The following is a 23,798-nucleotide window of genomic DNA, read 5'->3' on the forward strand; positions in this document are numbered from 1 at the left end:
AGATCAGCAACAAACTCCTTGATTGACAGATCGCTATCGCAGGCAAGCCAGCTCCCACAGGGGATGTGTGCAGTCAGATAGGCCGCATAAAAAAGGCGACCCGAAGGTCGCCTTTTTCAACGCAGCACTGATCAGAACTCGTGATCGGCGTTGTCCGGGTTCAGGTCGCTGATGCCCAGCTTGCCGGCGGCGGCTTCGATCGAACCGGTCTGCTTGACCAGGGCCGCGATGGCATCGCGCACGATCTGGTTGCCCGCGTCGTTGCCGGCCGCGATCAATTGGTCGTAGTGCTCGCCCTTGTCGGCGTGGTCAACCATGACCTGGATCTTCGCTTCGGTGGCGGCCAGGTCCGCTTTCAATGCGGTGTCGACAGCAGGGTCGACCTTGGCCACCAGGGACGACAGGCTGGCGCCGGTCAGCTTGGTACCGTCGACACGGGTGTACTCGCCCAGGTAGACGTTGCGGATACCCTTGGCGTCGTAGAAGTGCGAGTTGTGGGTGTTGTCGCTGAAGCAGTCCTGCTCGTCTTCCGGCGAGTTGGCCTCCAGGGAAACCTTCATGCGTTCACCAGCCAGCTCGCCCAGGGACAGGCTGCCCATGCCGAACAGCATTTTGCGCAGGCCGTCGGTGGCAGGTTCTGCCTCCAGGGTGGCGCGGTAGTTGTCTTCGACGTTGGGTTTCCAGTTGCCGACCATTTCTTCCAGGTCGCTGACCAGCAATTGGGTCACGGCGCTCAGGTAGGCACGGCGACGCTCATTGTGGCCGCCGGTGGCGCCGTCGCCAGTCAGGTAGTCCGAGGCAGGGCGGTTGCCGGCGCCCGGGCCGGTGCCGTTCAGGTCCTGGCCCCAGAGCAGGAATTCGATGGCGTGGTAGCCGGTGGCGACGTTGGCCTCGGAACCGCCCAGCTCGTTGAGACTGGCAAGTTTTTCCGGGGTGATGTCCTTCACGTCGACCTTGTCTTCGCCGACCTGGATCTCGGTGTTGGCGATGATATTGGCGGTGGCGCCCGGGTTACCCAGGGCGTGCTCGTAGGACTTGTCGACGTAGTCGATCAGGCCTTCGTCCAGCGGCCAGGCGTTCACCTGACCTTCCCAGTCGTCGATGATGGTGTTGCCGAAGCGGAACACTTCGCTCTGCAGGTAAGGTACGCGGGCGGCGATCCAGGCAGTACGCGCGGCTTTCAGGGTTTCGTCGTTCGGCTTGGCGAGGAACGCGTCGATGGCGGTTTGCAGGGTTTTCGCCGTGGACTCGGCGTCGCTGTACACCGCGAACACCATGTCTGCGTAATGCGCGACCACGGCCTTGGCGGCTGCTTCGTCGACCTGGCCGGCAGGGGTGGCAGCCGCTGGAGCGGTAGTGCTGGCAGCCGGGGTCGGCGCCTGAGGCGCGGCGGCCTTGTCTTTACCTTCGCCGCAGCCGGCGAGAGAAATGGCAATGGCCAGCAGACTGGCGGTGGCCAGGGGCATACGAATCATGGCGAACATCCTGCTTCGGTTGTTGAAAGGGCGCGCGGGGGAGCGCAAAAACTGCGACATAATGCGAAAGATTTGCATTTTGTGTAAAGCGTTATGCGCGCGAAATATTCAGTATCGTTTTGCGTTGTCAGAGAATCACTGCGTTATTACGCTCCGACTGCTTCAGGAACGCTGCCAGCTCCCGCGCCTGCAAGGGTTTGCTGTAGTGGTAGCCCTGACCTTCATGGCAGCCTTCGGAGATGATGTATGCCTCCTGCTCGGCGGTTTCCACGCCTTCGGCGATCACCTGCATGCCCAGGCTTTTGCCCAGCTGGATAATGGCGCGCACGATGGTGGCGTCGTCGTCATCGTCCAGCAGGTCCTGGACGAAGCTCTTGTCGATCTTGATCTTGTCCAGCGGCAGGCTTTTCAAGTAACTCAGGGATGAGTAACCGGTGCCGAAGTCATCGATGGCAATCAACGCCCCCGAACGGCGCAGGCTCAGCAGGTGCTGGGCGGCGGTGCTGATGTCTTCCATCAGGCCGGTCTCGGTGACTTCCAGCTCCAGGCTGCGCGGCGGCAGGCGGTAGATCTGCATCAGGTTATTGACCACTCTCGGCAACTCGGTGTGGTGCAACTGCACGGTGGACAGGTTCACCGCCATGCGCAGCGCGGTGAAGCCCAGGTCGTGCCATTCGCGCAACTGGCGACAGGCCTGGTCCAGCACCCATTCGCCAATCGGGATGATGGTGCCGTTCTGCTCGGCCAAGGGGATGAACAGGTCCGGCGGGACCAGGCCGTGTTCCGGGTGCTGCCAGCGGATCAGTGCTTCCACACCGACCACGCGGTGGTCGCGGTAGCTGATCTGCGGTTGGTACACCAGATGAAACTGGTTACGCGCCAGGGCATCGCGCAAGTCTTTTTCCAGCTCGCGACGCCGGCGCATTTCGCTGTCGACGCTGGCGATATAGAACTGGTAGCGGTTGCGCGAGCGGCTCTTGGCCAGGGTCATGGTCTGTTCGGCTTTCTGCAGCAGCTTCTCGGTGCTGTCGCCGTCTTCGGGAAACAAGGTGATGCCGATGGTGGCCCGCAGGCGAATCTGTTCGTGGTCGAGGGCGAATTCCGCTTCCAGGTCATCCAGGATGCTTTGCGCCAATTCGGCGGCTTCGTAGGGCTGATCGATATCAGCCTGCACCAGCGCGAACTGGTCGCCACCCAGGCGGGCGAGGGCGCCCAGGCGACCGCTGTGGGCGCGCAACCGGTCAGCCAGGGCCAGCAGCAACTGGTCGCCGGCCTGGTAGGTGAACTGTTCGTTGACGCTCTTGAAGTCATCCAGCCCCACGCAGAGCACGGCGACCCGCCGCTGCCGACGACCGGCGTCGATCAGGATCTTGTCCAGTTGCTCCTGCAGTTTCTGGCGGTTGGGCAGACCGGTCAGGAAGTCGTACTGGGACATGCGCAGCAGGCTGGTTTCCGCCTCATGGCGCAGATGGGTATTGCGTTCGATGGATTCGAGCAACTGGTTGGCGGTGTTGACCCACAGCCCCAGCTCATTGCGTTCGTGGCCCTTGAGCTGCGGGATCTTGTGTTCGCTGGGGCGGTCCGGGTTGATGGCGGTCAGGTGTTCGATGATCCGCGACAGAGGTTTGGTCAGCAGCCAGTGATAGACCAGATACAGCACCAGGCCCATGGCCAGGGCGCGCAACACTCCGGAAATGAAGATGATCACCGAGTTGACGATGAACCCCTGGCCGTAGGTGGCCGTGTCGAGGGTGATACTCAAGTCGCCGTAATATTCGCTGTAGGGGCCTTTGCCGACCAGGGGCGTGGTGAAGGTGCGTTCCTGGCCAAGAATCAAGTCGGTCAGCCAGCGGCTGGGCGCCTGCTGCAAGGCGCGGCTTTTTTCCGCCAGCATGGTCTCGTTGGGGTGGCCGATGGAGGCCATCCGCACGGCGTCATCCTGGAACAGACCTTCGATGACCTGCATGCCCATCTCGCGGTCCAGGCTGTAGACGGCCTGGGTCGACGGGTCGCGAAACATGTCGAGGATGCGCGTCGCATCACCGGCCACGGCCTGGCGCGTCTTGTAGGCATCGAAAACGATCTGCGCCACGCTCAGCGCCACACCCACGATCAATGCCGACAGCAGCACAACCCGTAGCAACTTCACCGACAAGCTGTTCTTGAGTTCCAGCTTCAAAGGGTCATTCCTTGTTCCTTGCGGGTAGCCTCAATATGCCATGAGTATTGGCAATCTGGAGGAGGCAGTCAAAGGAACATTGGGGCAAGGGCGGGTTAAACGTGTTCGGGCGGCGGAATCAGGCAAGAGAAGCGAGGCGGATGTGTATCCGCCTGCCTGAAGACGTGCATCCGCCGTTCAGCGGCGCCTCGGTCGGGTGACGGTTACGCCTTGTTGGGAAGGTCGAAGGTGATCTTCTTGTCGACGGTGGTCGCGAAGTTGATGGTGCCGGTCTGGTTCGAGGTGTTTTCCTCTTCACCAAAGATCTTCTTCGCCGCACCGTTGGCGAAAGGCTGAAGAAGTGCCGAGGCCGCTTTGACAACTTCTCCTGCCACCGGAAGTGCTGCCTTCACGATATCGCCAACCAGTGGAATAGCTGTAGCTGCTGCAATGGACATATTGAATTCTCCGACAGGTAGAAGAGGCGAATTCCTCTCCCTCCCTGCCTGCGTGGCTAACGCTCGTCGTCTGGTTCCATCACCCACAAAAAAGCCCGGCAATCGCCGGGCTCTTTTTACTGCAAGCGGTGCTTAGGCAGTGAAGGTCTTGCCTTCGAACTGCTCAGCCACGAACTTCCAGTTGACCAGGTTCCAGAACGCTTCCACATACTTTGGACGCACGTTGCGGTAGTCGATGTAGTAGGCATGTTCCCAGACGTCGCAGGTCAGCAGCGGGGTGTCGCCGCTGGTCAGCGGGTTGCCGGCGCCGATGGTGCTGGCCAGGGCCAGGGAACCGTCAGCTTTTTTCACCAGCCAGCCCCAACCGGAACCGAAGGTGCCGACGGACGTCTTGGTGAATTCTTCCTTGAACTTGTCGAACGAACCGAAGGCTGCGTTGATGGCTTCAGCCAGCGCGCCGGTTGGTTGACCGCCGGCGTTTGGCGCCAGGCAGTTCCAGTAGAAGGTGTGGTTCCAGACCTGAGCGGCGTTGTTGAAGATGCCGCCCGAAGAGGATTTGACGATCTCTTCCAGGGTTTTGCCTTCGAACTCGGTGCCTGGCACCAGGTTGTTCAGGTTCACGACGTAGGTGTTGTGGTGCTTGTCGTGGTGGAACTCCAGGGTTTCCTTGGAAATGTGCGGCTGCAGGGCATCGTGTGCGTAGGGCAGCGGCGGCAATTCGAAAGCCATGTTGATTCTCCTAATCAGGTCAGTTGCGGTGAGCGCAAGGCCGATCACGGGCGGCCAAACAAGCGCCGGGGAGTTTGTACTCTTTGCGGCGCAGGGGCTGGATCATAGCACCGGGGGTGCGGCAAAACCACGCAACAACTGTGTGGGATAGAGGTTCCAGAGCGTTTTGGAATATGCCTCAGGCGCTGATCAACTGATAGGCCACGCTGAACATCATCGCCGCCACCAACAGGTCCAGCAGGCGCCAGGTTGCCGGGCGTGCCAACCAGGGAGCGAGCCATGCCGCGCCGAGCGCCAGGGTGGAGAACCACAGCAGCGAAGCGCTGGCGGCGCCGGCCACATAGGCGCCGGGCTCGGTTTGCTGAGCGCCGAGCGAGCCGATCAGCAGCACGGTGTCCAGGTACACGTGCGGGTTGAGCAGGGTCACGGCCAGAGCGCTCAGCAACACGGCGCGCAGGGAGCGCACCTTGAGCGTGTCGCCCTGATCCAGGCTTTGTTTCGAACAGGCGCGGCGCAGGGCGCAGGTGCCGTACCACAACAGAAACGCCGCGCCGCCCCAGCGCGCCACCGCCAGCAACACCGGGCTTTGCGCCAGCACCGTCGCCAGGCCGAATACCCCGGCGGCCACCAACAGCGCATCACAGACCACGCACAGCGCCGCCACGGGCAGGTGATGTTCACGGCGCAGGCTTTGCGCCAGCACAAACGCATTCTGGGTGCCGATGGCCATGATCAGGCCGAGGGCCACCAGCAGTCCGTTCAAGTAGCTTTGCCACATAAACTTTACTCCGCGCCCGCTGCCAGTTGCCGCAGGACGTCCATGGCGCGCTGCGCATCGTCACGGCCCACGAACAGGTGATCGTGGTAATAGCCGGCGATCACATTGCAACTGATACCGGCCTTGCCCAGCGCGGTGGCGAATGCGGCGGTCAGGCCGACGGCCTCCAGCGCCGAATGCACGTTCAGAGTGATCCACGCCGCCACGTAGTCGAAGGCCAGTCCGGCCCGTTCGGCTTGCCGGCGTTCGACGATCAGCGTCAGACCCTCCTGCTCGCGGAAGCTGCCAACCACCTCGCAACCGGCAGGGATGCGGTGGTCGGGCAGGGTGCAGAACACATAATCGCCGTCATTCAGGTGAGGGCTCATGCTGCGCAGCAGAGTGGTCAGGGTGGTTTCGCCGGCCATGTGAAGATTCCTTGATAAAGAGAGAAGCCATGCTGGTCATTTTCCCGGGCTAAGCTGTATAAGAAAAACCAATATTGCTGATCGCTCATTAGAGAAACTGATGTTCGACTATAAATTGTTGTCTGCCCTCGCGGCGGTGGTGGAACAGGCCGGCTTCGAACGCGGGGCGCAGGTGCTGGGGCTGTCGCAATCGGCGATCTCCCAGCGCATCAAACTGCTGGAAGCCCGTATCGGTCAGCCGGTGCTGGTGCGGGCCACGCCGCCGACACCCACCGACATCGGCCGACGCCTGCTCAACCATGTGCAGCAGGTGCGGTTGCTGGAGCGCGACCTGCAAGGCCAGGTGCCGGCGCTGGATGAAGAAGGCATGCCCGAGCGCCTGCGCATCGCGTTGAATGCCGACAGCCTCGCCACCTGGTGGGCCGCTGCCGTCAGTGACTTTTGCGCTGAACAGCACCTGCTGCTGGACCTGGTGGTGGAAGACCAGACCGTCGGCCTCAAACGCATGCGCGCTGGTGAAGTGGCGGCCTGTATTTGCGCCAGCGAACGCCCGGTGGCGGGCGCCCGCAGCCTTCTGTTGGGGGCCATGCGCTACCGGGCGCTGGCCAGTCCGGCATTTATAGCGCGGCATTTCCCCGGTGGCGTTCAAGCCGATCAGTTGGTACGCACACCGGCACTGGTGTTCGGCCCGGATGATTTCCTGCAACATCGCTACCTGGCTTCCCTCGGCGTGGACGGTGGTTTCGAGCACCATTTATGTCCTTCGTCCGAAGGTTTCATCCGCCTCACCGAAGCGGGGCTCGGCTGGGGGCTGGTGCCTGAACTGCAAGTGCGCGATCAACTGAAGCTGGGCGTATTGGTGGAGCTGTTGCCCGATAAGCCGATCGATGTGCCGTTGTACTGGCATCATTGGCGCAGCGGCGGACAATTGCTCGGTCTGTTGACCGACCATTTGGCCGAGGCGTGTGGCCAATGGTTGGTGCCGTTCGAGTGACGGCAGGCGTCAAGGCAGCAGCGATGAAAAATGAAAGTACACGGGGTAATACATGAAAATTCTGGTCACCGGCGCAAGCGGCTTCATTGGTGGACGCTTTGCGCGTTTCGCCCTGGAGCAGGGCCTGGACGTGCGGGTCAACGGGCGACGCGCCGAAGGTGTAGAGCACCTGGTACGGCGCGGCGCCGAGTTTATCCAGGGTGATCTGAACGACGCCGACCTGGTGCGCGAGCTGTGCCGCGATGTCGAAGCGGTGGTGCATTGTGCCGGCGCGGTGGGGTTGTGGGGCAAATACCAGGACTTCCATCAAGGCAACGTGCTGGTCACCGAAAATGTCGTCGAGGCCTGCCTCAAACAACGTGTCGGGCGGCTGGTGCACCTGTCGTCGCCGTCGATCTATTTTGACGGGCGTGACCACCTGGGGCTGACCGAGGAGCAAGTCCCCAAGCGTTTCAAGCATCCCTATGCCGCCACCAAGTACCTGGCCGAACAAAAGGTGTTCGGTGCCCAGGAGTTCGGCCTCGAGGTGCTGGCCCTGCGCCCGCGCTTCGTCACCGGCGCCGGTGACATGAGCATCTTCCCGCGCCTGCTGAGAATGCAGCGCAAGAACCGCCTGGCCATTGTCGGCGACGGTCTGAACAAGGTCGACTTCACCAGTGTGCACAACCTCAACGAGGCCTTGCTGAGCAGTTTGCTCGCCACCGGTTCGGCGCTGGGCAAGGCCTACAACATCAGCAATGGCACGCCAGTGCCGGTGTGGGATGTGGTGAATTATGTGATGCGCCAGATGGAAATGCCCCAAGTGACCCGGTATCGCTCCTACGGCCTGTCCTACAGCGTGGCGGCGTTGAACGAGGCCTTTTGCGCCCTGTGGCCGGGGCGCCCGGAACCGGCCCTGTCGCGGCTGGGCATGCAGGTCATGAACAAAGATTTCACCCTCGACATCAGTCGCGCGAGGCATTATCTGGACTACGACCCCAAGGTCAGCCTGTGGGCGGCCCTCGACGAGTTCTGCAGTTGGTGGAAAGCCCAGGATCCGGGGTTGAAGTAGGTTCACAACCGGCAACACATCGGGAACCGAATTCTCGGTTCCGGGTCGATCAGTGCGGCGGGACTGCGGTTTATACTCCCGTCGCCATCTCTCCGATTCAGGGTTGATTCATGCGCAACGATGCCAACGACGACTTCGACAACGTTCCCAGCCTGCGGGCCGATCACGGGGACGATGATGATTTCGAACCTTCCGCCGCCACCTCCGTACGCTCGCGCACGACGCCGGTGGTCAAGGTCAAGAGCGCCAGTACCGGCCCATTGTGGGCCTTGATCGGCGCGCTGCTGATCGCCTTCGCTGGTCTTGCCTGGTGGAGCTTCCAGCAGATTTCCCTGATGGGCCAGCAATTGGTCGCGACCCAGGAAAGCTTTGCGCGCATCAGCGAAGAAGCGGCGGGACGCCTGCAGGATATTTCCGGCAAGGTGGTGGCCAGTGAGGCCAGTGTGAACAATGGCAGCGAAGCGCTTAAATTGCAGATCAAGCAACTGGAAAGCCAGTTGCAGGAGCAGGGCAAGCAACAGGTCGGCGTGGCGGGCCAGGCCACCGAGCTGGACAAGCGCCTGGCGCAAATGACCGCCAGCACCACCGACCTGTCCAACGCCAACAGCAAGCTGCAAGGCCAGGTGCAGGCATTGACCGATGCGGTTGCCACCCTCAAGGCGGCGCAGGGTGATGCCGGCAAGCGCGACACCGAAATCAAGGACCTCTCCGCCGATGTCGCTGCCTTGAAGAAGCAGGGCAACCCGAGCGCGGCCATTGCCCGTCTCGAACAGGACCTGGTGGTACTCAAGAGCGCGCAGGACAGCCAGCCGGCCAACAGCGATGCGCCGACCAACAAGGAGTTCGACGTGTTCCGCATCCAGACCACCCGCAACATCACCACCTTGCAGAGCCAGGTGCAGAACCTGCAACAGCAACTCAGCGCGCCAGCGCGCGGCCAGTAACGCCGGCGTTTATGATGAGCGGGGTTCTTGTGGTGAGCGGGCAAGCCCGCTCACCACAAGGTGCTCTCTCATATTTAAATGTCACCACTCAGTGACATTTCCCTTGCCCTTCGTTACTTGCCCTCGTGCAGCCCTTGTTTAGACTCCGGGCATCCCACAAAAAACAATAAGGGCTACCCATGACCACGCAACCACTGCCTGCCAGCAGTTGGCTGAACGCTCCTGCCCATCACGCCTGGCTTGCTGCCGAAGGCCAGCGCCTGTTGTCATTCGCCAAGGCTTCCCGACTGCCCGACGGCTTCGGCAACCTGGACGACAAAGGCCGATTACCGGCCGATGCCCGCGCCGAAACCATGAACACCGCCCGCATGACCCACAGCTTCGCCATGGCCCACGCCTTGGGCCTGCCGGGCTACGCGGAGTTGGTTGAACACGGCGTGGCCGCCCTCAGCGGCCCGCTGCATGACAGTGAACACGGTGGCTGGTTCGCCACGCCCAAGGCCTTGGACGGCAACACCGGCAAGGCCGCCTACCTGCATGCCTTTGTCGCCCTGGCCGCGAGTTCCGCGGTGGTGGCCGGTGCTCCTGGTGCGCAGACCTTGTTGAATGACGCCATCCACATCATCGACCAGTTTTTCTGGAGCGAGGAGGAGGGCGTGATGCTCGAGTCCTTCGCCCGGGACTGGAGCGGCATCGAGGCCTATCGCGGCGCCAACAGCAACATGCACGCGACCGAAGCCTTCCTCGCCCTCGCCGATGTGACCGGTGACACCCGCTGGCTCGACCGCGCACTGCGCATTGTCGAGCGCGTGATCCATACCCATGCCGCCGGCAACCAGTTCATGGTGATCGAGCATTTCGACGCCCATTGGCAGCCTTTGCTTGGCTACAACGAAGACAATCCCGCTGACGGGTTCCGTCCTTATGGGGTCACTCCCGGCCACGGTTTCGAATGGGCGCGGCTGGTGCTGCACCTGGAGGCCGCGCGCCTGCAAGCCGGGCTGGTCACGCCAGACTGGCTGGTGACCGCCGCCAAAGGGCTGTTCGCCAGCGCCTGTGAATATGCCTGGGCCGTGGACGGCGCCCCGGGCATCGTCTACACCCTGGACTGGAACCAGCGCCCGGTGGTGCGCGAACGTCTGCATTGGACTCACGCCGAAGCCGCCGCCGCCGCCCAAGCCTTGCTCAAGCGTACCGGCGAGCTGCATTACGAAACCTGGTACCGGCGTTTCTGGGAGTTCTGCGAAACCCGGTTCATCGACCGGATCCACGGCAGCTGGCATCACGAACTCAGCCCGCGCAACCAGCCCAGCAGCAAGATCTGGGGTGGCAAGCCGGACCTGTACCACGCCTGGCAAGCGGTATTGCTGCCGGCGCTGCCGTTGGCGCCCAGCATGGCCAGTGCAATCGGGGCTGGGCGCTATGTCACCAGCTGGTGACATTTGTGCATCCCTTTGTTACCTGCGCCTCAAAAATCCCTGTTTAAACTCCGTGCAGCGCAAGCCTCAGACTTGCATGCATAACAACAAGAAAAGGTACTCAGATGAACGCGATTAATCGCCTCGCCGTTGCTATTTCCATTGCCTCGTTGTTTCCCCTCACTGCGTTTGCAGCCGACTCGAAAGGGACGGTTGAAGTCGTGCACTGGTGGACTTCCGGTGGCGAGAAAGCGGCTGTTGATGTGCTGAAGGCCCAAGTTGAAAAAGACGGTTTCACCTGGAAAGACGGTGCCGTCGCAGGTGGCGGTGGCGCCACTGCCATGACCGTGCTGAAAAGCCGCGCGGTCGCCGGCAATCCGCCTGGCGTTGCCCAGATCAAAGGCCCCGACATCCAGGAATGGGCTTCCACTGGCCTGCTCGACACCGACGTGCTCAAAGACGTCGCCAAAGAAGAAAAGTGGGACTCCCTGCTCGACAAGAAAGTCTCCGATACCGTGAAGTACGAAGGTGACTACGTCGCCGTGCCGGTCAACATCCACCGTGTGAACTGGCTGTGGATCAACCCGGAAGTCTTCAAGAAAGCCGGTATCACCAAGAACCCGACCACCCTCGAAGAATTCTACGCAGCCGGTGACAAGCTCAAGGCCGCGGGCTTCATTCCGCTCGCCCACGGTGGCCAGCCTTGGCAGGACAGCACCGTGTTCGAAGCCGTGGTTCTGTCGGTGATGGGTGCCGATGGTTACAAAAAAGCCCTGGTCGACCTGGACAACGGCGCGCTGACCGGTCCGGAAATGGTCAAGGCCCTGACCGAACTGAAGAAAGTCGCGACCTACATGGACGTCGACGGCAAAGGCCAGGACTGGAACCTGGAAGCCGGCAAAGTCATCAACGGCAAGGCCGGCATGCAGATCATGGGCGACTGGGCCAAGTCCGAATGGACCGCCGCCAAGAAAGTCGCCGGCAAGGACTACGAGTGCGTAGCCTTCCCGGGCACCGACAAAGCCTTCACCTACAACATCGACTCCCTGGCGGTCTTCAAGCAGAAAGACAAAGGCACCGCTGCGGGTCAGCAGGACATCGCCAAAGTCGTGCTGGGTGAAAACTTCCAGAAAGTGTTCAGCATCAACAAGGGCTCGATCCCTGTGCGCAACGACATGCTGAACAAGATGGACTCGTACGGCTTCGACTCCTGCGCCCAGACCGCCGCCAAGGACTTCCTGGCTGACGCCAAGACCGGCGGCCTGCAACCAAGCATGGCCCACAACATGGCCACGACCCTGGCGGTGCAAGGTGCGTTCTTCGATGTCGTGACCAACTACATCAACGACCCGAAAGCCGACCCGGCCGACACCGCCAAGAAACTCGGCGCTGCGATCAAGTCTGCCAAGTAATACCGGCAGCGGCGTTTTGTGGACGCCGGGCTTGTGTGGGAGCGGGCTTGCTCGCGAAGGCATCACCTCGGTGTAACGGTGACACCGTGTCGCCTGCTTCGCGAGCAAGCCCGCTCCCACATAAAGCCAGCTTCACAAGTTTTTTTGGCTAGTCCTTTTTCCCTGTACTGGATTTTCCCATGAGTTCTGTTGCTGTGTTCAGCAAGGCCTCGCCGTTCGATGCACTGCAGCGCTGGCTTCCCAAACTGGTGCTGGCGCCCAGCATGTTCATCGTTCTGGTGGGCTTCTACGGCTACATCCTGTGGACGTTCGTGCTGTCGTTCACCAATTCAACGTTTCTGCCAACCTATAAATGGGCGGGCCTGGCGCAATACGCGCGGTTGTTCGACAACGATCGCTGGTGGGTTGCGAGCAAGAACCTGGCTGTTTTTGGCGGGATGTTCATCGGCATTACCTTGGTCATCGGCGTGACCCTGGCGATCTTCCTCGACCAGAAAATCCGTCGTGAAGGCTTTATTCGCACCATTTACCTGTACCCGATGGCGCTCTCCATGATCGTCACCGGTACCGCCTGGAAATGGCTGCTCAACCCGGGCATGGGCCTGGACAAACTCCTGCGTGACTGGGGCTGGGAAGGCTTCCGTCTGGACTGGCTGATCGACCCGGACCGCGTGGTCTACTGCCTGGTGATCGCCGCTGTGTGGCAAGCCTCCGGCTTCATCATGGCGATGTTCCTCGCCGGCCTGCGCGGCGTCGATCAATCGATCGTGCGTGCCGCCCAGATCGACGGCGCAAGCATGCCGCGCATCTACTGGAGCGTGGTGCTGCCGAGCCTGCGTCCGGTGTTCTTCAGTGCGGTGATGATTCTGGCGCACATCGCGATCAAGAGCTTCGACCTGGTGGCGGCGATGACCGCAGGCGGCCCGGGCTACTCGTCCGACCTGCCGGCGATGTTCATGTACTCGTTCACCTTCAGCCGTGGCCAGATGGGCATGGGTTCGGCCAGTGCAATCCTGATGCTGGGTGCGATCCTCGCGATCATCGTGCCTTACCTCTATTCCGAGCTGAGGACCAAGCGTCATGACTAGTCTCGCCTCCAAACCCGCCATCAGCCTGAGTCGCATCGCGATCTATGCGGTGCTGATCCTCGCAGTGCTGCTGTACCTGGTACCGCTGGTGGTGATGTTGCTCACCAGCTTCAAGACCCCGGAAGACATCAGCACCGGCAACCTGCTGAGCTGGCCGACGGCGGTCACCGCCATTGGCTGGGTCAAGGCCTGGGCCACCGTGGATGGTTACTTCTGGAACTCGATCAAGATCACTGTCCCGGCAGTACTGATCTCCACCGCCATCGGTGCGCTGAACGGCTATGTGCTGTCGTTCTGGCGCTTCAAAGGCTCGCAGCTGTTCTTCGGCCTGCTGTTGTTCGGCTGCTTCCTGCCGTTCCAGACCGTGTTGCTGCCGGCCTCGTTCACCCTCGGCAAGATGGGCCTGGCGAGCACCACCACCGGCCTGGTGTTTGTGCACGTGGTCTACGGCCTGGCGTTCACCACACTGTTCTTCCGTAACTACTACGTGAGCATTCCGGATGCGCTGATCAAGGCCGCACGCCTGGACGGTGCAGGGTTCTTCACCATCTTCCGTCAGATCATTCTGCCGATGTCGACGCCGATCATCATGGTCTGCCTGATCTGGCAGTTCACGCAGATCTGGAACGACTTCCTGTTCGGCGTGGTGTTCTCCAGCGGCGATTCCCAGCCCATCACCGTGGCGCTGAACAACCTGGTCAACACCAGCACCGGGGCCAAGGAATATAACGTGGACATGGCGGCGGCGATGATCGCCGGGCTGCCGACCCTGCTGGTCTATGTGGTCGCAGGCAAGTATTTCGTGCGCGGGCTGACGGCCGGCGCAGTCAAGGGGTAATCATGGCAACGCTCGAACTTCGTAACGTAAACAAGACCTACGGCGCCGGCCTGCCGGACACCCTGAAGAACATCGAACTGTCGATCAAGGACGGTGAGTTCCTGATCCTGGTGGGCCCTTCGGGCTGCGGTAAGTCCACTTTGATGAACTGCATCGCGGGCCTGGAGACCATCACCGGCGGCGCCATCATGATCGGCGACCAGGACGTCAGCGGCATGAGCCCCAAGGACCGTGACATCGCCATGGTGTTCCAGTCCTACGCGCTGTACCCGACCATGAGCGTGCGCGAGAACATCGAGTTCGGCCTGAAGATTCGCAAGATGAGCCAGGCCGACATCGACGCCGAAGTGGCGCGCGTGGCCAAGCTGCTGCAGATCGAACACTTGCTCAACCGCAAGCCGGGCCAACTGTCCGGTGGCCAGCAGCAGCGTGTGGCCATGGGCCGTGCCCTGGCGCGTCGTCCGAAGATCTACCTGTTCGACGAGCCGCTGTCCAACCTCGACGCCAAGCTGCGCGTCGAGATGCGCACCGAAATGAAACTGATGCACCAGCGCCTCAAGACCACTACGGTCTACGTGACCCACGACCAGATCGAAGCGATGACCCTGGGCGACAAGGTTGCGGTGATGAAGGACGGCATCATCCAGCAGTTCGGTACGCCGAAAGAGATCTACAACAATCCGGCCAACCAGTTCGTGGCGAGCTTCATTGGTTCGCCGCCGATGAACTTCGTGCCCCTGCGCCTGCAACGCAAGGACGGCCGCCTGGTGGCCCCGCTCGACAGCGGCCAGGCCCGTTGCGAGCTGGCGTTGAACGTGACGGATGCCGGCCTTGAAGACCGCGATGTGATCTTGGGCCTGCGCCCGGAGCAGATCATGTTGGCGGCGGGCGAGGGCAATCCGGCGTCGAGCATCCGTGCCGAAGTCCAGGTCACCGAGCCGACCGGCCCGGACACTCTGGTGTTCGTGCAACTGAATGACACCAAGGTCTGCTGCCGCCTGGCGCCGGACGTGGCGCCGCAAGTGGGCGAGACCCTGACCCTGCAATTCGATCCGGCCAAGGTGTTGCTGTTCGACGCCAAGACCGGCGAGCGCCTGGGCACCGCGCAGTCACAGCCTGCCCCTGTGGGAGCCGGACTTGCCCGCGATGGCATCGGCACGTTGTAACTGAAGGGCCGGGTTGCCTGCATCGCGGGCAAGCCGACTATCACAGGAAAAGCAAGATAAGTTGTTGTTTTAGTTAAAAAAAGTAAACCGCGTTAGATAAAAACAGTTTAATAACAATAAAGACGAGGATGTAGGGATGAAAAAGCAACACAACAACACCCGGCTGATCTGCCAACTGTCAGCAGCAGCAGCCCTTGTATTGTCCGCCAATGCGATGGCGGCCGATGCATTCAGCTCCGATTCCAAATGGATGACCGGTGATTGGGGCGGGGAGCGTACCAAGCTGATCGAGCAAGGTATCGACATCAAGGCTGACTACGTCGGGGAAATGGGCGCCAACCTGCATGGCGGCTTCAACGATGACAAGACTGCCCGTTACGCTGACCAGGTCGGTCTGGGCGTAGCACTGGACCTGCAAAAACTGTGGGGCTGGGATAACACCCAGGCCAAGATCCAGTTGACCAACCGGAATGGTTACAACATCTCCAATGACCGTATTGGCGACCCGCGTGCCGGCACCTTGAGTTCGTCGCAAGAGGTGGATGGTCGTGGCCACATGGTGCGTCTGACCCAGTTCTGGATCCAGCACCAGATGTTCGACAACAAGCTGGACGTGAAGCTCGGCTACTTCGGCGAAGGCGAAGACTTCAACACCTTCCCGTGCGACTTCCAGAACCTGTCGTTCTGCGGCTCGCAAGTGGGTAACTACGTGAACACCTGGTACAACTGGCCTGTCAGCCAGGCGGCCATCCGCGTGAAGTACAACATCACGCCTGAGCTGTATGCGCAGATCGGTGCATACAACCAGAACCCTTCGCAGCTGGAGCACGGCAACGGCTTCAAGCTCAGCGGCAGCGGCACCAAGGGCACCGTACTGCCGGTGGAATTGGTCTGGTCGCCGAAGGTCAATGGCCTGCCGGGCGAATACCGTGTGGGTTACTACAAGAGCACGGCCGACGCGACCGACGTACGTGAAGACGTCAACGGTAACGACGCGGGCACCACAGGCGCAGCTTTCCGTGTTCGCAGCAGCAAGACCGGCTACTGGGGTGTTCTGCAACAGCAACTCACCACGCACAACGGCGACGCTTCCCGCGGCCTGAACATCGCGGCCAACGTGACCTTCCACGACAAAGACACCAACCTGGTCGACAACTACCAGTCGTTGATGCTCGTGTACAAAGGTCCATTCGACGCGCGTACCAAGGATGACATCGGTATCGGTGTTTCCCGTATTCACGCCAACAGTGACGTGAAGAAGAACTCCGAGCTGCTCAACGCCGCCGGCGGTTTCACCGACTACGACCAGGCGGGTTTCGCACCGCTGCGCAACACCGAGTACAACGTCGAACTCAACTACGGTGTCCACGTTACCAACTGGCTGACCGTACGTCCGAACCTGCAATACATCAAAAACCCGGGCGGTGTTAAAGAAGTCGACAACGCATTGGTCGCAGGCCTGAAAATTCAGACTACGTTCTAACGCTGTTGCGATAAGCTCCTTCTCTCTGTGCGCATTTTGCGGGTAGCCATGGCTACCCGCTTTTTTTTGAGGAAGGGGAGCACATCTCCCTGTGGGAGCTGGCTTGTCGGATCGCCGCACCGCTGCGATCCAGACGACTCGGTACGACAGGCAAGCCGCGTTGATACCATCGCAGGCAAGCCAGCTCCCACAAAAGACATTCAGGACCGTGGCACATGCATGAGCATCCGTTGCAACGCTTTTTCAAATCCCTGCGCGAGCGGCCGGTGTTCGCCTGGGAACGTTTTCAGATGCGCGACGTGTTGGTGATCGACCATCCGCTGTGCCAGGCGGTGTTCAGTCGCCAGGGCGCGCAATTGCTGCATTTCCAGCCGACTGGGCAGAAGCCCTGGCTATGGTGCGCCGCGAAATGGCCACAAGTCGGCGCCATTCGCGGTGGCGTGCCGGTGTGTTGGCCGTGGTATGGCCGCCACCCCAGCGAGAACGCGTGGCCGTCCCATGGTTGGGCGCGCTTGATCGACTGGAAACTGCTCGACAGCAGCACCGACGACGAGGGCGTGCGCCTGCATTGGCAATTGCAGTTGTGCGACTGGCAGGTGGACCTGCACGCGCACCTGGGCGAAACCCTGGAACTGCGTCTGAGCACTGAGCATCAGGACGAGCTGCCGTGCCAGTTGAGCCATGCGCTGCATGCTTATTGGCGTATTGGTCACGTCGACGAGATAGCGCTGTCTGGGCTCGATGGTGCGCAGGGCTATGACCAGCTCAATCGCCAGATCTGCCAGCAGGAGGGTGAGTTACGGGTGGAAGGCGGGTGCCAGCGGGTATTCCAGCACGACGGCGAATTGCACCTCAAGGATCACGCCTGGCAGCGCGAATTGTGCATCGACACTGGCGACAGCGCTGACACGGTGGTGTGGCATCCAGGTGCCCGGCCACTGCTGGGGGTGAGTTTCAACGAGGCATCGGGGTTTGTGTGCGTGGAGTCGGCGATGGCCGGGGCGAGCCTGGCGCCGGGGGAGAGGGCGCATTTGAGTCTGCAGGCCAGGGCTGGGGTTTAGCGGTGTAGCTGCTGGCGCTATCGCAGGCAAGCCAGCTCCCACATTTGGAATGCATTCCCCTGTGGGAGCTGGCTTGCCTGCGATGGCGATTTCAGCTGCTAGTTGAATTCATCCCCCACCGGATACCGGCTGTCATTCAAGCTCTCCTTGATCTTGCGCAAGTGCGGCTGGAAGTCCACGCCACGGCGCAGGGTCATGCCGGTGGCCAGCACGTCCAGTACCGTCAGCTGGATGATCCGCGAGGTCATCGGCATGTAGATATCGGTGTCTTCCGGCAGCGGGATGTTCAGGCTCACCGTGCTGGCCTTGGCCAGCGGCGAGTTCTCGGCGGTCACGCCCAGCACGGACGCGCCGTTGCTGCGTGCGATGCGCGCCACTTCCACCAACTCACGGGTGCGCCCGGTGTAGGAAATGATCACGAACAACTCACCGGTATGCGCCACCGAGGCGATCATGCGTTGCATCAGCACGTCGGCATGGGCGGTTACCGCCAGGTTGAAACGAAAGAATTTGTGCAGCGCATCCATCGCCACCGGGGCTGACGCACCCAGGCCGAAGAAGTGGATTTGCCGGGCCTGGATCAGCAGGTCGACGGCCTTGCTGATCAAGGTCGGGTCCAGGGCCTGGCAGGCGCTGTCCAGGGAAGCAATGGCGCTGCCAAAGATCTTCTGGGTGTAGGCCGCAGGGTTATCATCGGCTTCCACCGCGCGGCTGACATACGCCGCGCCACTGGCCAGGCTTTGCGCCAACTGCAATTTCAGTTCAGGGTAGCCGCTCACGCCGAACGAGCGGCAGAAGCGGTTGACCGTCGGCTCACTGACCGAGGCGGCCTGGGCGAGGGCGGCGATCGAGAAGCGGGTGGCCTGCTGCGGGTTGAGCAGGATGACTTCTGCGACTTTGCGCTCGGCCTTGTTCAATTCTTCGAGGCGGCTCTGGATCTGTTCCAGGAGATTTCGCACGCGGTCCATTCAATCTTTCCTTCGGGCGACGATGCAAATTAGGGGGCAGCGGCCAATCGACCAGTGGCCCTTTGCGGTGGCCTATCCTACTGAGGGTAGCTGAACACCACCACTCGGAATGCGTATTTTGGGAAAATGTTGTGGTTATTACTACATTTTTCCTTGAGTGATGCCTTAAAAAAAGGTATTTGTAGCTTAACTTGATAAAAGAACAAACATCATGCCTTCGATAACCGTAGAACCCTGCACCTTTGCCCTGTTTGGCGCCTTGGGTGATCTGGCGCTGCGCAAGTTATTTCCTGCCCTCTATCAACTCGATGGCGCCGGGCTCTTGCACGACGACACCCGCATTCTCGCTCTGGCCCGTGAGGCCGGTGACGCGCCGAAGCACGTGGCCCACATCGAAAAAGAATTGCGTAAATACGTCGGCAAGGAATTGGACGAAGCCATCGCTCAGCGCTTCCTGGCCCGTCTGACCTACGTGCACGTCGACTTCAAGAATGCCGACGATTATGTCGCCCTGGCGGAAATCGCCGGTACCGCACAAACCCTGATTGCCTACTTCGCCACACCGGCAGCCGTGTATGGCGCGATCTGCGAGAACCTGTCCAAGGTCGGCCTGGCGGAAAACACCCGCGTGGTGCTGGAGAAACCCATCGGCTCGGACCTGGAATCCTCGCGCAAGGTCAACGACGCCGTGGCGCAGTTCTTCCCGGAAAACCGCACCTACCGCATCGACCACTACCTGGGCAAGGAAACGGTCCAGAACCTGATTGCCCTGCGTTTTGCCAACAGCCTGTTCGAAACCCAGTGGAACCAGAACTACATCTCCCACGTGGAAATCACCGTGGCCGAGCAAGTGGGTATCGAAGGCCGCTGGGGTTATTTCGACAAGGCCGGCCAACTGCGCGACATGATCCAGAATCACCTGTTGCAGCTGCTTTGCCTGATTGCCATGGACCCGCCGGCCGACCTGTCCGCCGACAGCATTCGCGATGAGAAGGTCAAGGTGCTCAAGGCCCTGGCGCCGATCAGTCCGGAAGGCCTGACCACTCAGGTCGTGCGCGGCCAGTACATCGCCGGTTACAGCGCCGGCAAGCCGGTACCGGGTTACCTGGAAGAAGAGAATTCCAACACCCAGAGCGACACCGAAACCTTCGTCGCCCTGCGGGCCGATATCCGCAACTGGCGTTGGGCCGGGGTGCCGTTCTACCTGCGCACCGGCAAGCGCATGCCGCAGAAGCTGTCGCAGATCGTCATCCACTTCAAGGAACCGTCCCACTACATCTTCGCCCCTGAGCAGCGCCTGCAGATCAGCAACAAACTGATCATTCGCCTGCAACCGGACGAAGGCATTTCCTTGCGCGTGATGACCAAGGAACAGGGCCTGGACAAGGGCATGCAACTACGCAGCGGCCCGCTGCAACTGAATTTTTCCGACACCTATCGCAGCGCGCGGATTCCCGATGCCTACGAGCGGTTGTTGCTGGAAGTCATGCACGGCAATCAGAACCTGTTCGTGCGTAAAGATGAAATCGAAGCCGCGTGGAAGTGGTGTGACCAGTTGATCGCCGGATGGAAGAAATCCGGTGATGCGCCCAAGCCGTATGCGGCGGGGTCCTGGGGGCCGATGAGCTCCATTGCACTGATCACGCGGGATGGGAGGTCGTGGTATGGCGATATCTGAATTGAAACTGCCCCAGGGCGTGAGCGCCCACGAGTACCGCACGCCGGTGCTGCTGGCCGAAGGGCTGGCCGATGACGTGGCCGCGCAACTGCGCGCAGCCCTTGGCGCCCGTGGCCAGGCGACGCTGGTGGTGTCCGGTGGACGCAGCCCGGTGGCGTTTTTCCAGAACCTGGCCAAGCAGGAACTGGACTGGTCCAACGTCACCATCACCCTGGCCGACGAGCGCTGGGTGCCGGTGGAGCACGCCGACAGCAACGCCGGTTTGTTGAAGCAGCATTTGTTGAAAGGGCCGGCGGCCAAGGCAAAGTTCCTGAGCCTTTACAACGCCGCGGCCAATGTTGAAGACGCTGCCTTGCAGGCCGACCGCCTGCTGGGCGAGCTGCCAGCCATCGATGTGCTGGTGCTGGGCATGGGCGATGACGGCCACACCGCATCGCTGTTTCCCGACAGCCCGAACCTGAACGAAGCCCTGCAGGCCGACGGTACCCGCCGTTGCTGGCCGATGCTGGCGCCGACGGTACCGCATCAACGCCTGACCATGAGTCGCGCGCTGTTGGCCACCGCTCGCTACACCGTGCTGTCGATTTCCGGCAGTTCGAAATTGACTACCTTGAGCGCCGCGCTGGCCAGTGACGATGTCGCTGCCATGCCGATTCGCGCGTTTTTGCAACCTACATTAGAGATTTACTGGTGCCCATGAGCCAAGGATCAGCCGCTATGAAAAGCCCTCAACCGACCGTGTCCATGGCGGACAAAGTTGCCCTGATCGACAGCCTCTGCGCCAAGGCGCGGATCCTGCCGGTGATCACCATCGCCCGCGAACAGGACATCCTGCCGCTGGCCGATGCCCTGGCAGCCGGTGGTTTGACCGCGTTGGAAGTGACCCTGCGTTCCCAGTTCGGTCTCAAGGCCATTCAGGTGTTGCGTGAGCAGCGCCCCGAGCTGTGCACCGGTGCCGGCACCGTGCTCGACCGTCACATGCTCGAAGCGGCAGAAGTGGCCGGCTCGCAGTTCATCGTGACCCCAGGCATCACCCACGACTTGCTGGAAGCCTCGGTCGCCAGCTCGATTCCGCTGCTGCCGGGCATCAGCAATGCCTCCGGCATCATGGAAGGCTACGCATTGGGTTATCGCCGCTTCAAGCTGTTCCCCGCTGAAGTCAGCGGCGGCGTGGCGGCCATCAAGGCGCTGGGCGGCCCGTTCGGTGAGGTGAAGTTCTGCCCGACCGGCGGCGTGGGCCCGGCCAACATCAAAAACTACATGGCGTTGAAAAACGTGATGTGCGTGGGTGGTAGCTGGATGCTGGACCCGGAGTGGGTCAAGAACGGCGACTGGGCCCGTATCCAGGAAGTCACCGCCGAGGCGCTGGCGCTGCTGGATTGATCTGATTTATCGAATCGTTGTTGCTGTGCTTGACGGCATTTTTGCGGTGCACTTGGTCGGTGTACCGCATTTTTTTTGCCCGCAGAAAAACCAAGAACGCTGAGGTTCAAATGTGGGAGCAGGCAAGCCAGCTCCCACAGGTTTAGTGGGTGTTGAGTTCGGTGATGGCGTTGACCAAGACATCGATGTCCGCAGCCGAGGTCACCAACCCAGGTGTCACCCGAATACAGGTACCAAACGACGCACCGACGCGGGTGGTGGTGAACAGGTTGTAGTCCTTGAGCAAGCGCTCGGCCATCACCTGTTGATCGCGCCCGCTGAATTTGAATGCCGTAATCCCGCAATACAGGCGTGGGTCATCCGGCGTAAGAACTTCAATGCCCGGCAACGGCCTTGCCTGGCGCACCCACAGATCCCGCAGGTAATTCACCCGTGCGCCTTTGGCCGCAGCGCCGCCCAATGCACGATGCTCCTCAAGCACCAGAGGCAAAGTCATCAGTGCCGGAAAATTCGGTGTGCTGTAGGACGTGCGTGCGCGCACGTCGGTCGCCGGGTAGTGAAACTCGCCCATATCCGGGTCGATATCGGCCAGGCGCTCGGGGGCGATGTACAGGAAACCCAGGGTCAGCGGCGAGCCGATCCACTTGTGCAGGTTGAAGCCGGCGAACTGAATGCCCAGCTCGGCGAGGTTGAAGTCGAGCTGGCCGAGGGCGTGGGCGCCGTCGAGAATCACGTCGATGGCATATTCCCGCGCGGTTTGGGCAATGGCCGCCACCGGCATCACCAGGCCGGTGCGATGGGTGACGTGGGTCAGCGCCATCAGCCTTAAACGCGGGTGCTGCTCGAAGGCAGTGCGATACGTTTGCACCAGGCTGTCGAAACTGGCCGGATGCGTGTGGGACAGTTCTATCACCTCGACACCACGCGTGCCCGCCAACCAACGCATGGCGCCTTTGACCGTGTCGTACTCCAGATCGCTGATCAGCACCTGATCACCCGGTTGCAGACGGTTGTAGTTGCGGATCAGCGATTGCAGGGCTTCGGTGGCGTTGCGGGTAAACGCCACGGACTCGGGGTCGGCGTTGATCAACTCGGCCAACTGACGTCGGAGCTCGACGTTTTCGCCCTGTTCGAAGCGTTGGCGTACGTACACCGAGTTGCTGCGGTTGATAAACGCCAGATGCTCCAGGTACTGCGCCTGGACCGCACGGCTCATGCGCCCGAAGTAGCCGTTTTCCAGATTGATCGGCCCGGGCTCCAGGTCATAGCGCTGGGCGATCGCGTGCCAGTGACGTTCGTTACCTGCATTCCGTGGCATGGGTGGGGCGCTCTTAATGGCGAGGGGCGGGTTTACCGTGTTTGACGCGCAGCGGTTCGAGCAGATCGGAGAGGCCGTTGTGGTCGATTTCATGCATCAGCGCGAGCAGGCCGCCCAGCTCGCCGTGGGGAAACCCCTGACGGGCAAACCAATTCAGGTAAGGGCCGGGCAGATCCGCGAGGATCCGTCCCTTGTACTTGCCGTAGGGCATTTCGCGGGTGATCAGCAGCTCGAGTTTTTCGGGATTCATGAAGGCTCGGGTGTTCGTATCGGGAGCCTGGAAAATACAGGCATTCTGCATGAAGGCCAAATGACAGATCATGCAAATAACGTCCATACAGATGGTTCAATTTATCGTAACTAATTGAAATATATAGTTAATTTTATAATTTAAAACCTGGCACGGGCGCTGCAACCACTAAGACAACCTTCTAACCCGTACAAGGAATTGAAAAATGACTGACATCAATAAAGAATCGATCTCCGTACTGAACGACCTGATCGAAACCAGCATCGACGGCCAAAAGGGTTTCAAGGAGTGCGCTGAGGACATCAAGCACCCAGAACTCAAGGCTCTGTTCGCCAAGCGTTCCGCCGACTGCGCTACGGCCGCCGCCGAGCTGAAGACCGCCGTTCGTGCCTTGGGCGGAGATCCGGAAAATTCCGGCAGCGTTGCCGGTGCACTGCACCGTGGCTGGGTCGACGTCAAGTCGATGCTTACCGGCAAGGACGAAGAGGCTGTGCTGAACGAAGCCGAGCGTGGCGAAGACCATGCGCTGAAGGCTTACAAAGAAGCGATCGAGAAGATCAACAAGCACAATCTGCTGGGCATTCGTGATCTGGTCGAGCGTCAGTACCACGGCGCGCAACGCAATCACGACCAAGTGAAAGCCCTGCGTAACCAGGCCCGCGCTCAGTCGTAAGTCCTGTGTTGTAACCCCTGTGGGAGCGGGCTTGTGTGGGAGCGGGCTTGCTCGCGAAAGTGGTAGAT

Annotated in this window: 23 protein-coding genes; 14 read left to right on the forward strand and 9 right to left on the reverse strand. The window is 61.0% G+C overall.

The window, feature by feature from the left end; all coding sequences use genetic code 11:
* Positions 1–131: 131 nt before the first annotated feature.
* The 6 genes from ACW9IB_RS25895 to ACW9IB_RS25920 all read right to left on the reverse strand — a co-directional run bounded on the left by ACW9IB_RS25895 (position 132) and on the right by ACW9IB_RS25920 (position 6,005).
* Positions 132–1,475, reverse strand: a complete 1,344-nt coding sequence (locus ACW9IB_RS25895) for an imelysin family protein (protein ID WP_457415984.1) — start codon at positions 1,473–1,475, stop codon at positions 132–134.
* Between the two features lie 127 nt (positions 1,476–1,602).
* A complete protein-coding gene (locus tag ACW9IB_RS25900; protein WP_457415985.1) occupies positions 1,603–3,654 on the reverse strand; it encodes a putative bifunctional diguanylate cyclase/phosphodiesterase in 2,052 nt (683 codons plus the stop codon).
* A gap of 203 nt (positions 3,655–3,857) precedes the next feature.
* Positions 3,858–4,091, reverse strand: coding sequence for a hypothetical protein (locus ACW9IB_RS25905; protein WP_457415986.1), 234 nt, complete (start codon positions 4,089–4,091; stop codon positions 3,858–3,860).
* Positions 4,092–4,223: 132 nt separating this feature from the next.
* Positions 4,224–4,820, reverse strand: coding sequence for a superoxide dismutase (locus tag ACW9IB_RS25910; protein ID WP_017125974.1), 597 nt, complete (start codon positions 4,818–4,820; stop codon positions 4,224–4,226).
* 178 nt (positions 4,821–4,998) lie between these two features.
* Positions 4,999–5,598, reverse strand: coding sequence for a LysE/ArgO family amino acid transporter (locus ACW9IB_RS25915; RefSeq protein ID WP_457369135.1), 600 nt, complete (start codon positions 5,596–5,598; stop codon positions 4,999–5,001).
* A gap of 5 nt (positions 5,599–5,603) precedes the next feature.
* On the reverse strand, positions 5,604–6,005 hold the full coding sequence (locus ACW9IB_RS25920) for an ACT domain-containing protein (RefSeq protein ID WP_457415987.1): 402 nt from the start codon (positions 6,003–6,005) through the stop codon (positions 5,604–5,606).
* Positions 6,006–6,105: 100 nt separating this feature from the next.
* Between ACW9IB_RS25920 and ACW9IB_RS25925 the strand changes: the two genes are divergently transcribed.
* The 10 genes from ACW9IB_RS25925 to ACW9IB_RS25970 all read left to right on the forward strand — a co-directional run bounded on the left by ACW9IB_RS25925 (position 6,106) and on the right by ACW9IB_RS25970 (position 17,460).
* The gene (locus tag ACW9IB_RS25925; protein ID WP_457415988.1) at positions 6,106–6,999 is read left to right on the forward strand and encodes a LysR family transcriptional regulator ArgP; all 894 of its coding nucleotides are present in this window, start codon (positions 6,106–6,108) and stop codon (positions 6,997–6,999) included.
* A 52-nt stretch (positions 7,000–7,051) separates the two neighbouring features.
* Positions 7,052–8,050, forward strand: a complete 999-nt coding sequence (locus tag ACW9IB_RS25930) for an NAD-dependent epimerase/dehydratase family protein (protein WP_457415989.1) — start codon at positions 7,052–7,054, stop codon at positions 8,048–8,050.
* Between the two features lie 110 nt (positions 8,051–8,160).
* The gene (locus tag ACW9IB_RS25935) at positions 8,161–8,994 is read left to right on the forward strand and encodes an ATPase (protein WP_457415990.1); all 834 of its coding nucleotides are present in this window, start codon (positions 8,161–8,163) and stop codon (positions 8,992–8,994) included.
* A gap of 179 nt (positions 8,995–9,173) precedes the next feature.
* Positions 9,174–10,433 (forward strand): D-mannose isomerase, encoded by a 1,260-nt coding sequence (locus tag ACW9IB_RS25940; RefSeq protein WP_457415991.1) that lies wholly within the window; start codon positions 9,174–9,176, stop codon positions 10,431–10,433.
* Between the two features lie 104 nt (positions 10,434–10,537).
* Entirely contained in the window at positions 10,538–11,824 is a 1,287-nt protein-coding gene (locus ACW9IB_RS25945) for an ABC transporter substrate-binding protein (protein ID WP_457369141.1), read from the forward strand.
* 179 nt (positions 11,825–12,003) lie between these two features.
* Entirely contained in the window at positions 12,004–12,912 is a 909-nt protein-coding gene (locus tag ACW9IB_RS25950) for a carbohydrate ABC transporter permease (protein ID WP_457415993.1), read from the forward strand.
* Entirely contained in the window at positions 12,905–13,750 is an 846-nt protein-coding gene (locus tag ACW9IB_RS25955; RefSeq protein ID WP_457369073.1) for a carbohydrate ABC transporter permease, read from the forward strand. Before ACW9IB_RS25950 ends, ACW9IB_RS25955 begins: the two co-directional genes overlap by 8 nt.
* A 2-nt stretch (positions 13,751–13,752) precedes the next feature.
* A complete protein-coding gene (locus tag ACW9IB_RS25960; protein WP_457369072.1) occupies positions 13,753–14,916 on the forward strand; it encodes an ABC transporter ATP-binding protein in 1,164 nt (387 codons plus the stop codon).
* Between the two features lie 136 nt (positions 14,917–15,052).
* On the forward strand, positions 15,053–16,399 hold the full coding sequence (locus ACW9IB_RS25965; RefSeq protein ID WP_457369071.1) for a carbohydrate porin: 1,347 nt from the start codon (positions 15,053–15,055) through the stop codon (positions 16,397–16,399).
* Between the two features lie 215 nt (positions 16,400–16,614).
* Positions 16,615–17,460: a D-hexose-6-phosphate mutarotase gene (locus tag ACW9IB_RS25970; RefSeq protein ID WP_457369070.1), complete on the forward strand. Its 846-nt coding sequence runs from the start codon at positions 16,615–16,617 to the stop codon at positions 17,458–17,460.
* Positions 17,461–17,558: 98 nt separating this feature from the next.
* Here ACW9IB_RS25970 and ACW9IB_RS25975 read toward each other — a convergent pair whose 3' ends face one another.
* Positions 17,559–18,419: a MurR/RpiR family transcriptional regulator gene (locus tag ACW9IB_RS25975; protein WP_457369075.1), complete on the reverse strand. Its 861-nt coding sequence runs from the start codon at positions 18,417–18,419 to the stop codon at positions 17,559–17,561.
* Between the two features lie 220 nt (positions 18,420–18,639).
* Here ACW9IB_RS25975 and zwf point away from each other — a divergent pair, with 220 nt between their 5' ends.
* The 3 genes from zwf to ACW9IB_RS25990 are packed head-to-tail and all read left to right on the forward strand — an operon-like array spanning position 18,640 to position 21,489.
* Positions 18,640–20,106: a glucose-6-phosphate dehydrogenase gene (gene zwf / locus ACW9IB_RS25980; protein ID WP_457369069.1), complete on the forward strand. Its 1,467-nt coding sequence runs from the start codon at positions 18,640–18,642 to the stop codon at positions 20,104–20,106.
* Positions 20,093–20,806 carry a 6-phosphogluconolactonase gene (gene pgl, locus ACW9IB_RS25985; protein ID WP_457415995.1) on the forward strand — a complete coding sequence of 238 codons (714 nt, stop codon included), beginning with the start codon at positions 20,093–20,095 and terminating at the stop codon, positions 20,804–20,806. The genes zwf and pgl overlap by 14 nt, the downstream gene beginning before the upstream one ends.
* Positions 20,807–20,823: 17 nt before the next feature.
* Complete coding sequence (locus ACW9IB_RS25990) at positions 20,824–21,489, forward strand: bifunctional 4-hydroxy-2-oxoglutarate aldolase/2-dehydro-3-deoxy-phosphogluconate aldolase (RefSeq protein ID WP_457415997.1); 666 nt, start codon at positions 20,824–20,826, stop codon at positions 21,487–21,489.
* 142 nt (positions 21,490–21,631) lie between these two features.
* Here ACW9IB_RS25990 and ACW9IB_RS25995 read toward each other — a convergent pair whose 3' ends face one another.
* Both ACW9IB_RS25995 and ACW9IB_RS26000 read right to left on the reverse strand, forming a co-directional pair.
* Complete coding sequence (locus ACW9IB_RS25995; protein WP_457415999.1) at positions 21,632–22,807, reverse strand: aminotransferase class V-fold PLP-dependent enzyme; 1,176 nt, start codon at positions 22,805–22,807, stop codon at positions 21,632–21,634.
* A 13-nt stretch (positions 22,808–22,820) separates the two neighbouring features.
* Positions 22,821–23,057: a DUF3820 family protein gene (locus tag ACW9IB_RS26000; RefSeq protein WP_457369065.1), complete on the reverse strand. Its 237-nt coding sequence runs from the start codon at positions 23,055–23,057 to the stop codon at positions 22,821–22,823.
* A gap of 205 nt (positions 23,058–23,262) precedes the next feature.
* Here ACW9IB_RS26000 and ACW9IB_RS26005 point away from each other — a divergent pair, with 205 nt between their 5' ends.
* The gene (locus tag ACW9IB_RS26005) at positions 23,263–23,730 is read left to right on the forward strand and encodes a ferritin-like domain-containing protein (protein ID WP_457369064.1); all 468 of its coding nucleotides are present in this window, start codon (positions 23,263–23,265) and stop codon (positions 23,728–23,730) included.
* Positions 23,731–23,798 lie beyond the last annotated feature (68 nt).

This window comes from Pseudomonas sp. SDO524_S393 (assembly GCF_054071875.1).

Bases quoted from the DNA above. Each gene is read 5' to 3' on its own strand.
- ACW9IB_RS25895 (WP_457415984.1), bottom strand. From the start codon at position 1,475: ATGATTCGTATGCCCCTGGCCACCGCCAGTCTGCTGGCCATTGCCATT.
- ACW9IB_RS25905 (WP_457415986.1), bottom strand. From the start codon at position 4,091: ATGTCCATTGCAGCAGCTACAGCTATTCCACTGGTTGGCGATATCGTG.
- ACW9IB_RS25910 (WP_017125974.1), bottom strand. From the start codon at position 4,820: ATGGCTTTCGAATTGCCGCCGCTGCCCTACGCACACGATGCCCTGCAG.
- ACW9IB_RS25915 (WP_457369135.1), bottom strand. From the start codon at position 5,598: ATGTGGCAAAGCTACTTGAACGGACTGCTGGTGGCCCTCGGCCTGATC.
- ACW9IB_RS25920 (WP_457415987.1), bottom strand. From the start codon at position 6,005: ATGGCCGGCGAAACCACCCTGACCACTCTGCTGCGCAGCATGAGCCCT.
- ACW9IB_RS25925 (WP_457415988.1), top strand. From the start codon at position 6,106: ATGTTCGACTATAAATTGTTGTCTGCCCTCGCGGCGGTGGTGGAACAG.
- ACW9IB_RS25930 (WP_457415989.1), top strand. From the start codon at position 7,052: ATGAAAATTCTGGTCACCGGCGCAAGCGGCTTCATTGGTGGACGCTTT.
- ACW9IB_RS25935 (WP_457415990.1), top strand. From the start codon at position 8,161: ATGCGCAACGATGCCAACGACGACTTCGACAACGTTCCCAGCCTGCGG.
- ACW9IB_RS25940 (WP_457415991.1), top strand. From the start codon at position 9,174: ATGACCACGCAACCACTGCCTGCCAGCAGTTGGCTGAACGCTCCTGCC.
- ACW9IB_RS25945 (WP_457369141.1), top strand. From the start codon at position 10,538: ATGAACGCGATTAATCGCCTCGCCGTTGCTATTTCCATTGCCTCGTTG.
- ACW9IB_RS25950 (WP_457415993.1), top strand. From the start codon at position 12,004: ATGAGTTCTGTTGCTGTGTTCAGCAAGGCCTCGCCGTTCGATGCACTG.
- ACW9IB_RS25955 (WP_457369073.1), top strand. From the start codon at position 12,905: ATGACTAGTCTCGCCTCCAAACCCGCCATCAGCCTGAGTCGCATCGCG.
- ACW9IB_RS25960 (WP_457369072.1), top strand. From the start codon at position 13,753: ATGGCAACGCTCGAACTTCGTAACGTAAACAAGACCTACGGCGCCGGC.
- ACW9IB_RS25965 (WP_457369071.1), top strand. From the start codon at position 15,053: ATGAAAAAGCAACACAACAACACCCGGCTGATCTGCCAACTGTCAGCA.
- ACW9IB_RS25970 (WP_457369070.1), top strand. From the start codon at position 16,615: ATGCATGAGCATCCGTTGCAACGCTTTTTCAAATCCCTGCGCGAGCGG.
- zwf (WP_457369069.1), top strand. From the start codon at position 18,640: ATGCCTTCGATAACCGTAGAACCCTGCACCTTTGCCCTGTTTGGCGCC.
- pgl (WP_457415995.1), top strand. From the start codon at position 20,093: ATGGCGATATCTGAATTGAAACTGCCCCAGGGCGTGAGCGCCCACGAG.
- ACW9IB_RS25990 (WP_457415997.1), top strand. From the start codon at position 20,824: ATGAAAAGCCCTCAACCGACCGTGTCCATGGCGGACAAAGTTGCCCTG.
- ACW9IB_RS25995 (WP_457415999.1), bottom strand. From the start codon at position 22,807: ATGCCACGGAATGCAGGTAACGAACGTCACTGGCACGCGATCGCCCAG.
- ACW9IB_RS26000 (WP_457369065.1), bottom strand. From the start codon at position 23,057: ATGAATCCCGAAAAACTCGAGCTGCTGATCACCCGCGAAATGCCCTAC.
- ACW9IB_RS26005 (WP_457369064.1), top strand. From the start codon at position 23,263: ATGACTGACATCAATAAAGAATCGATCTCCGTACTGAACGACCTGATC.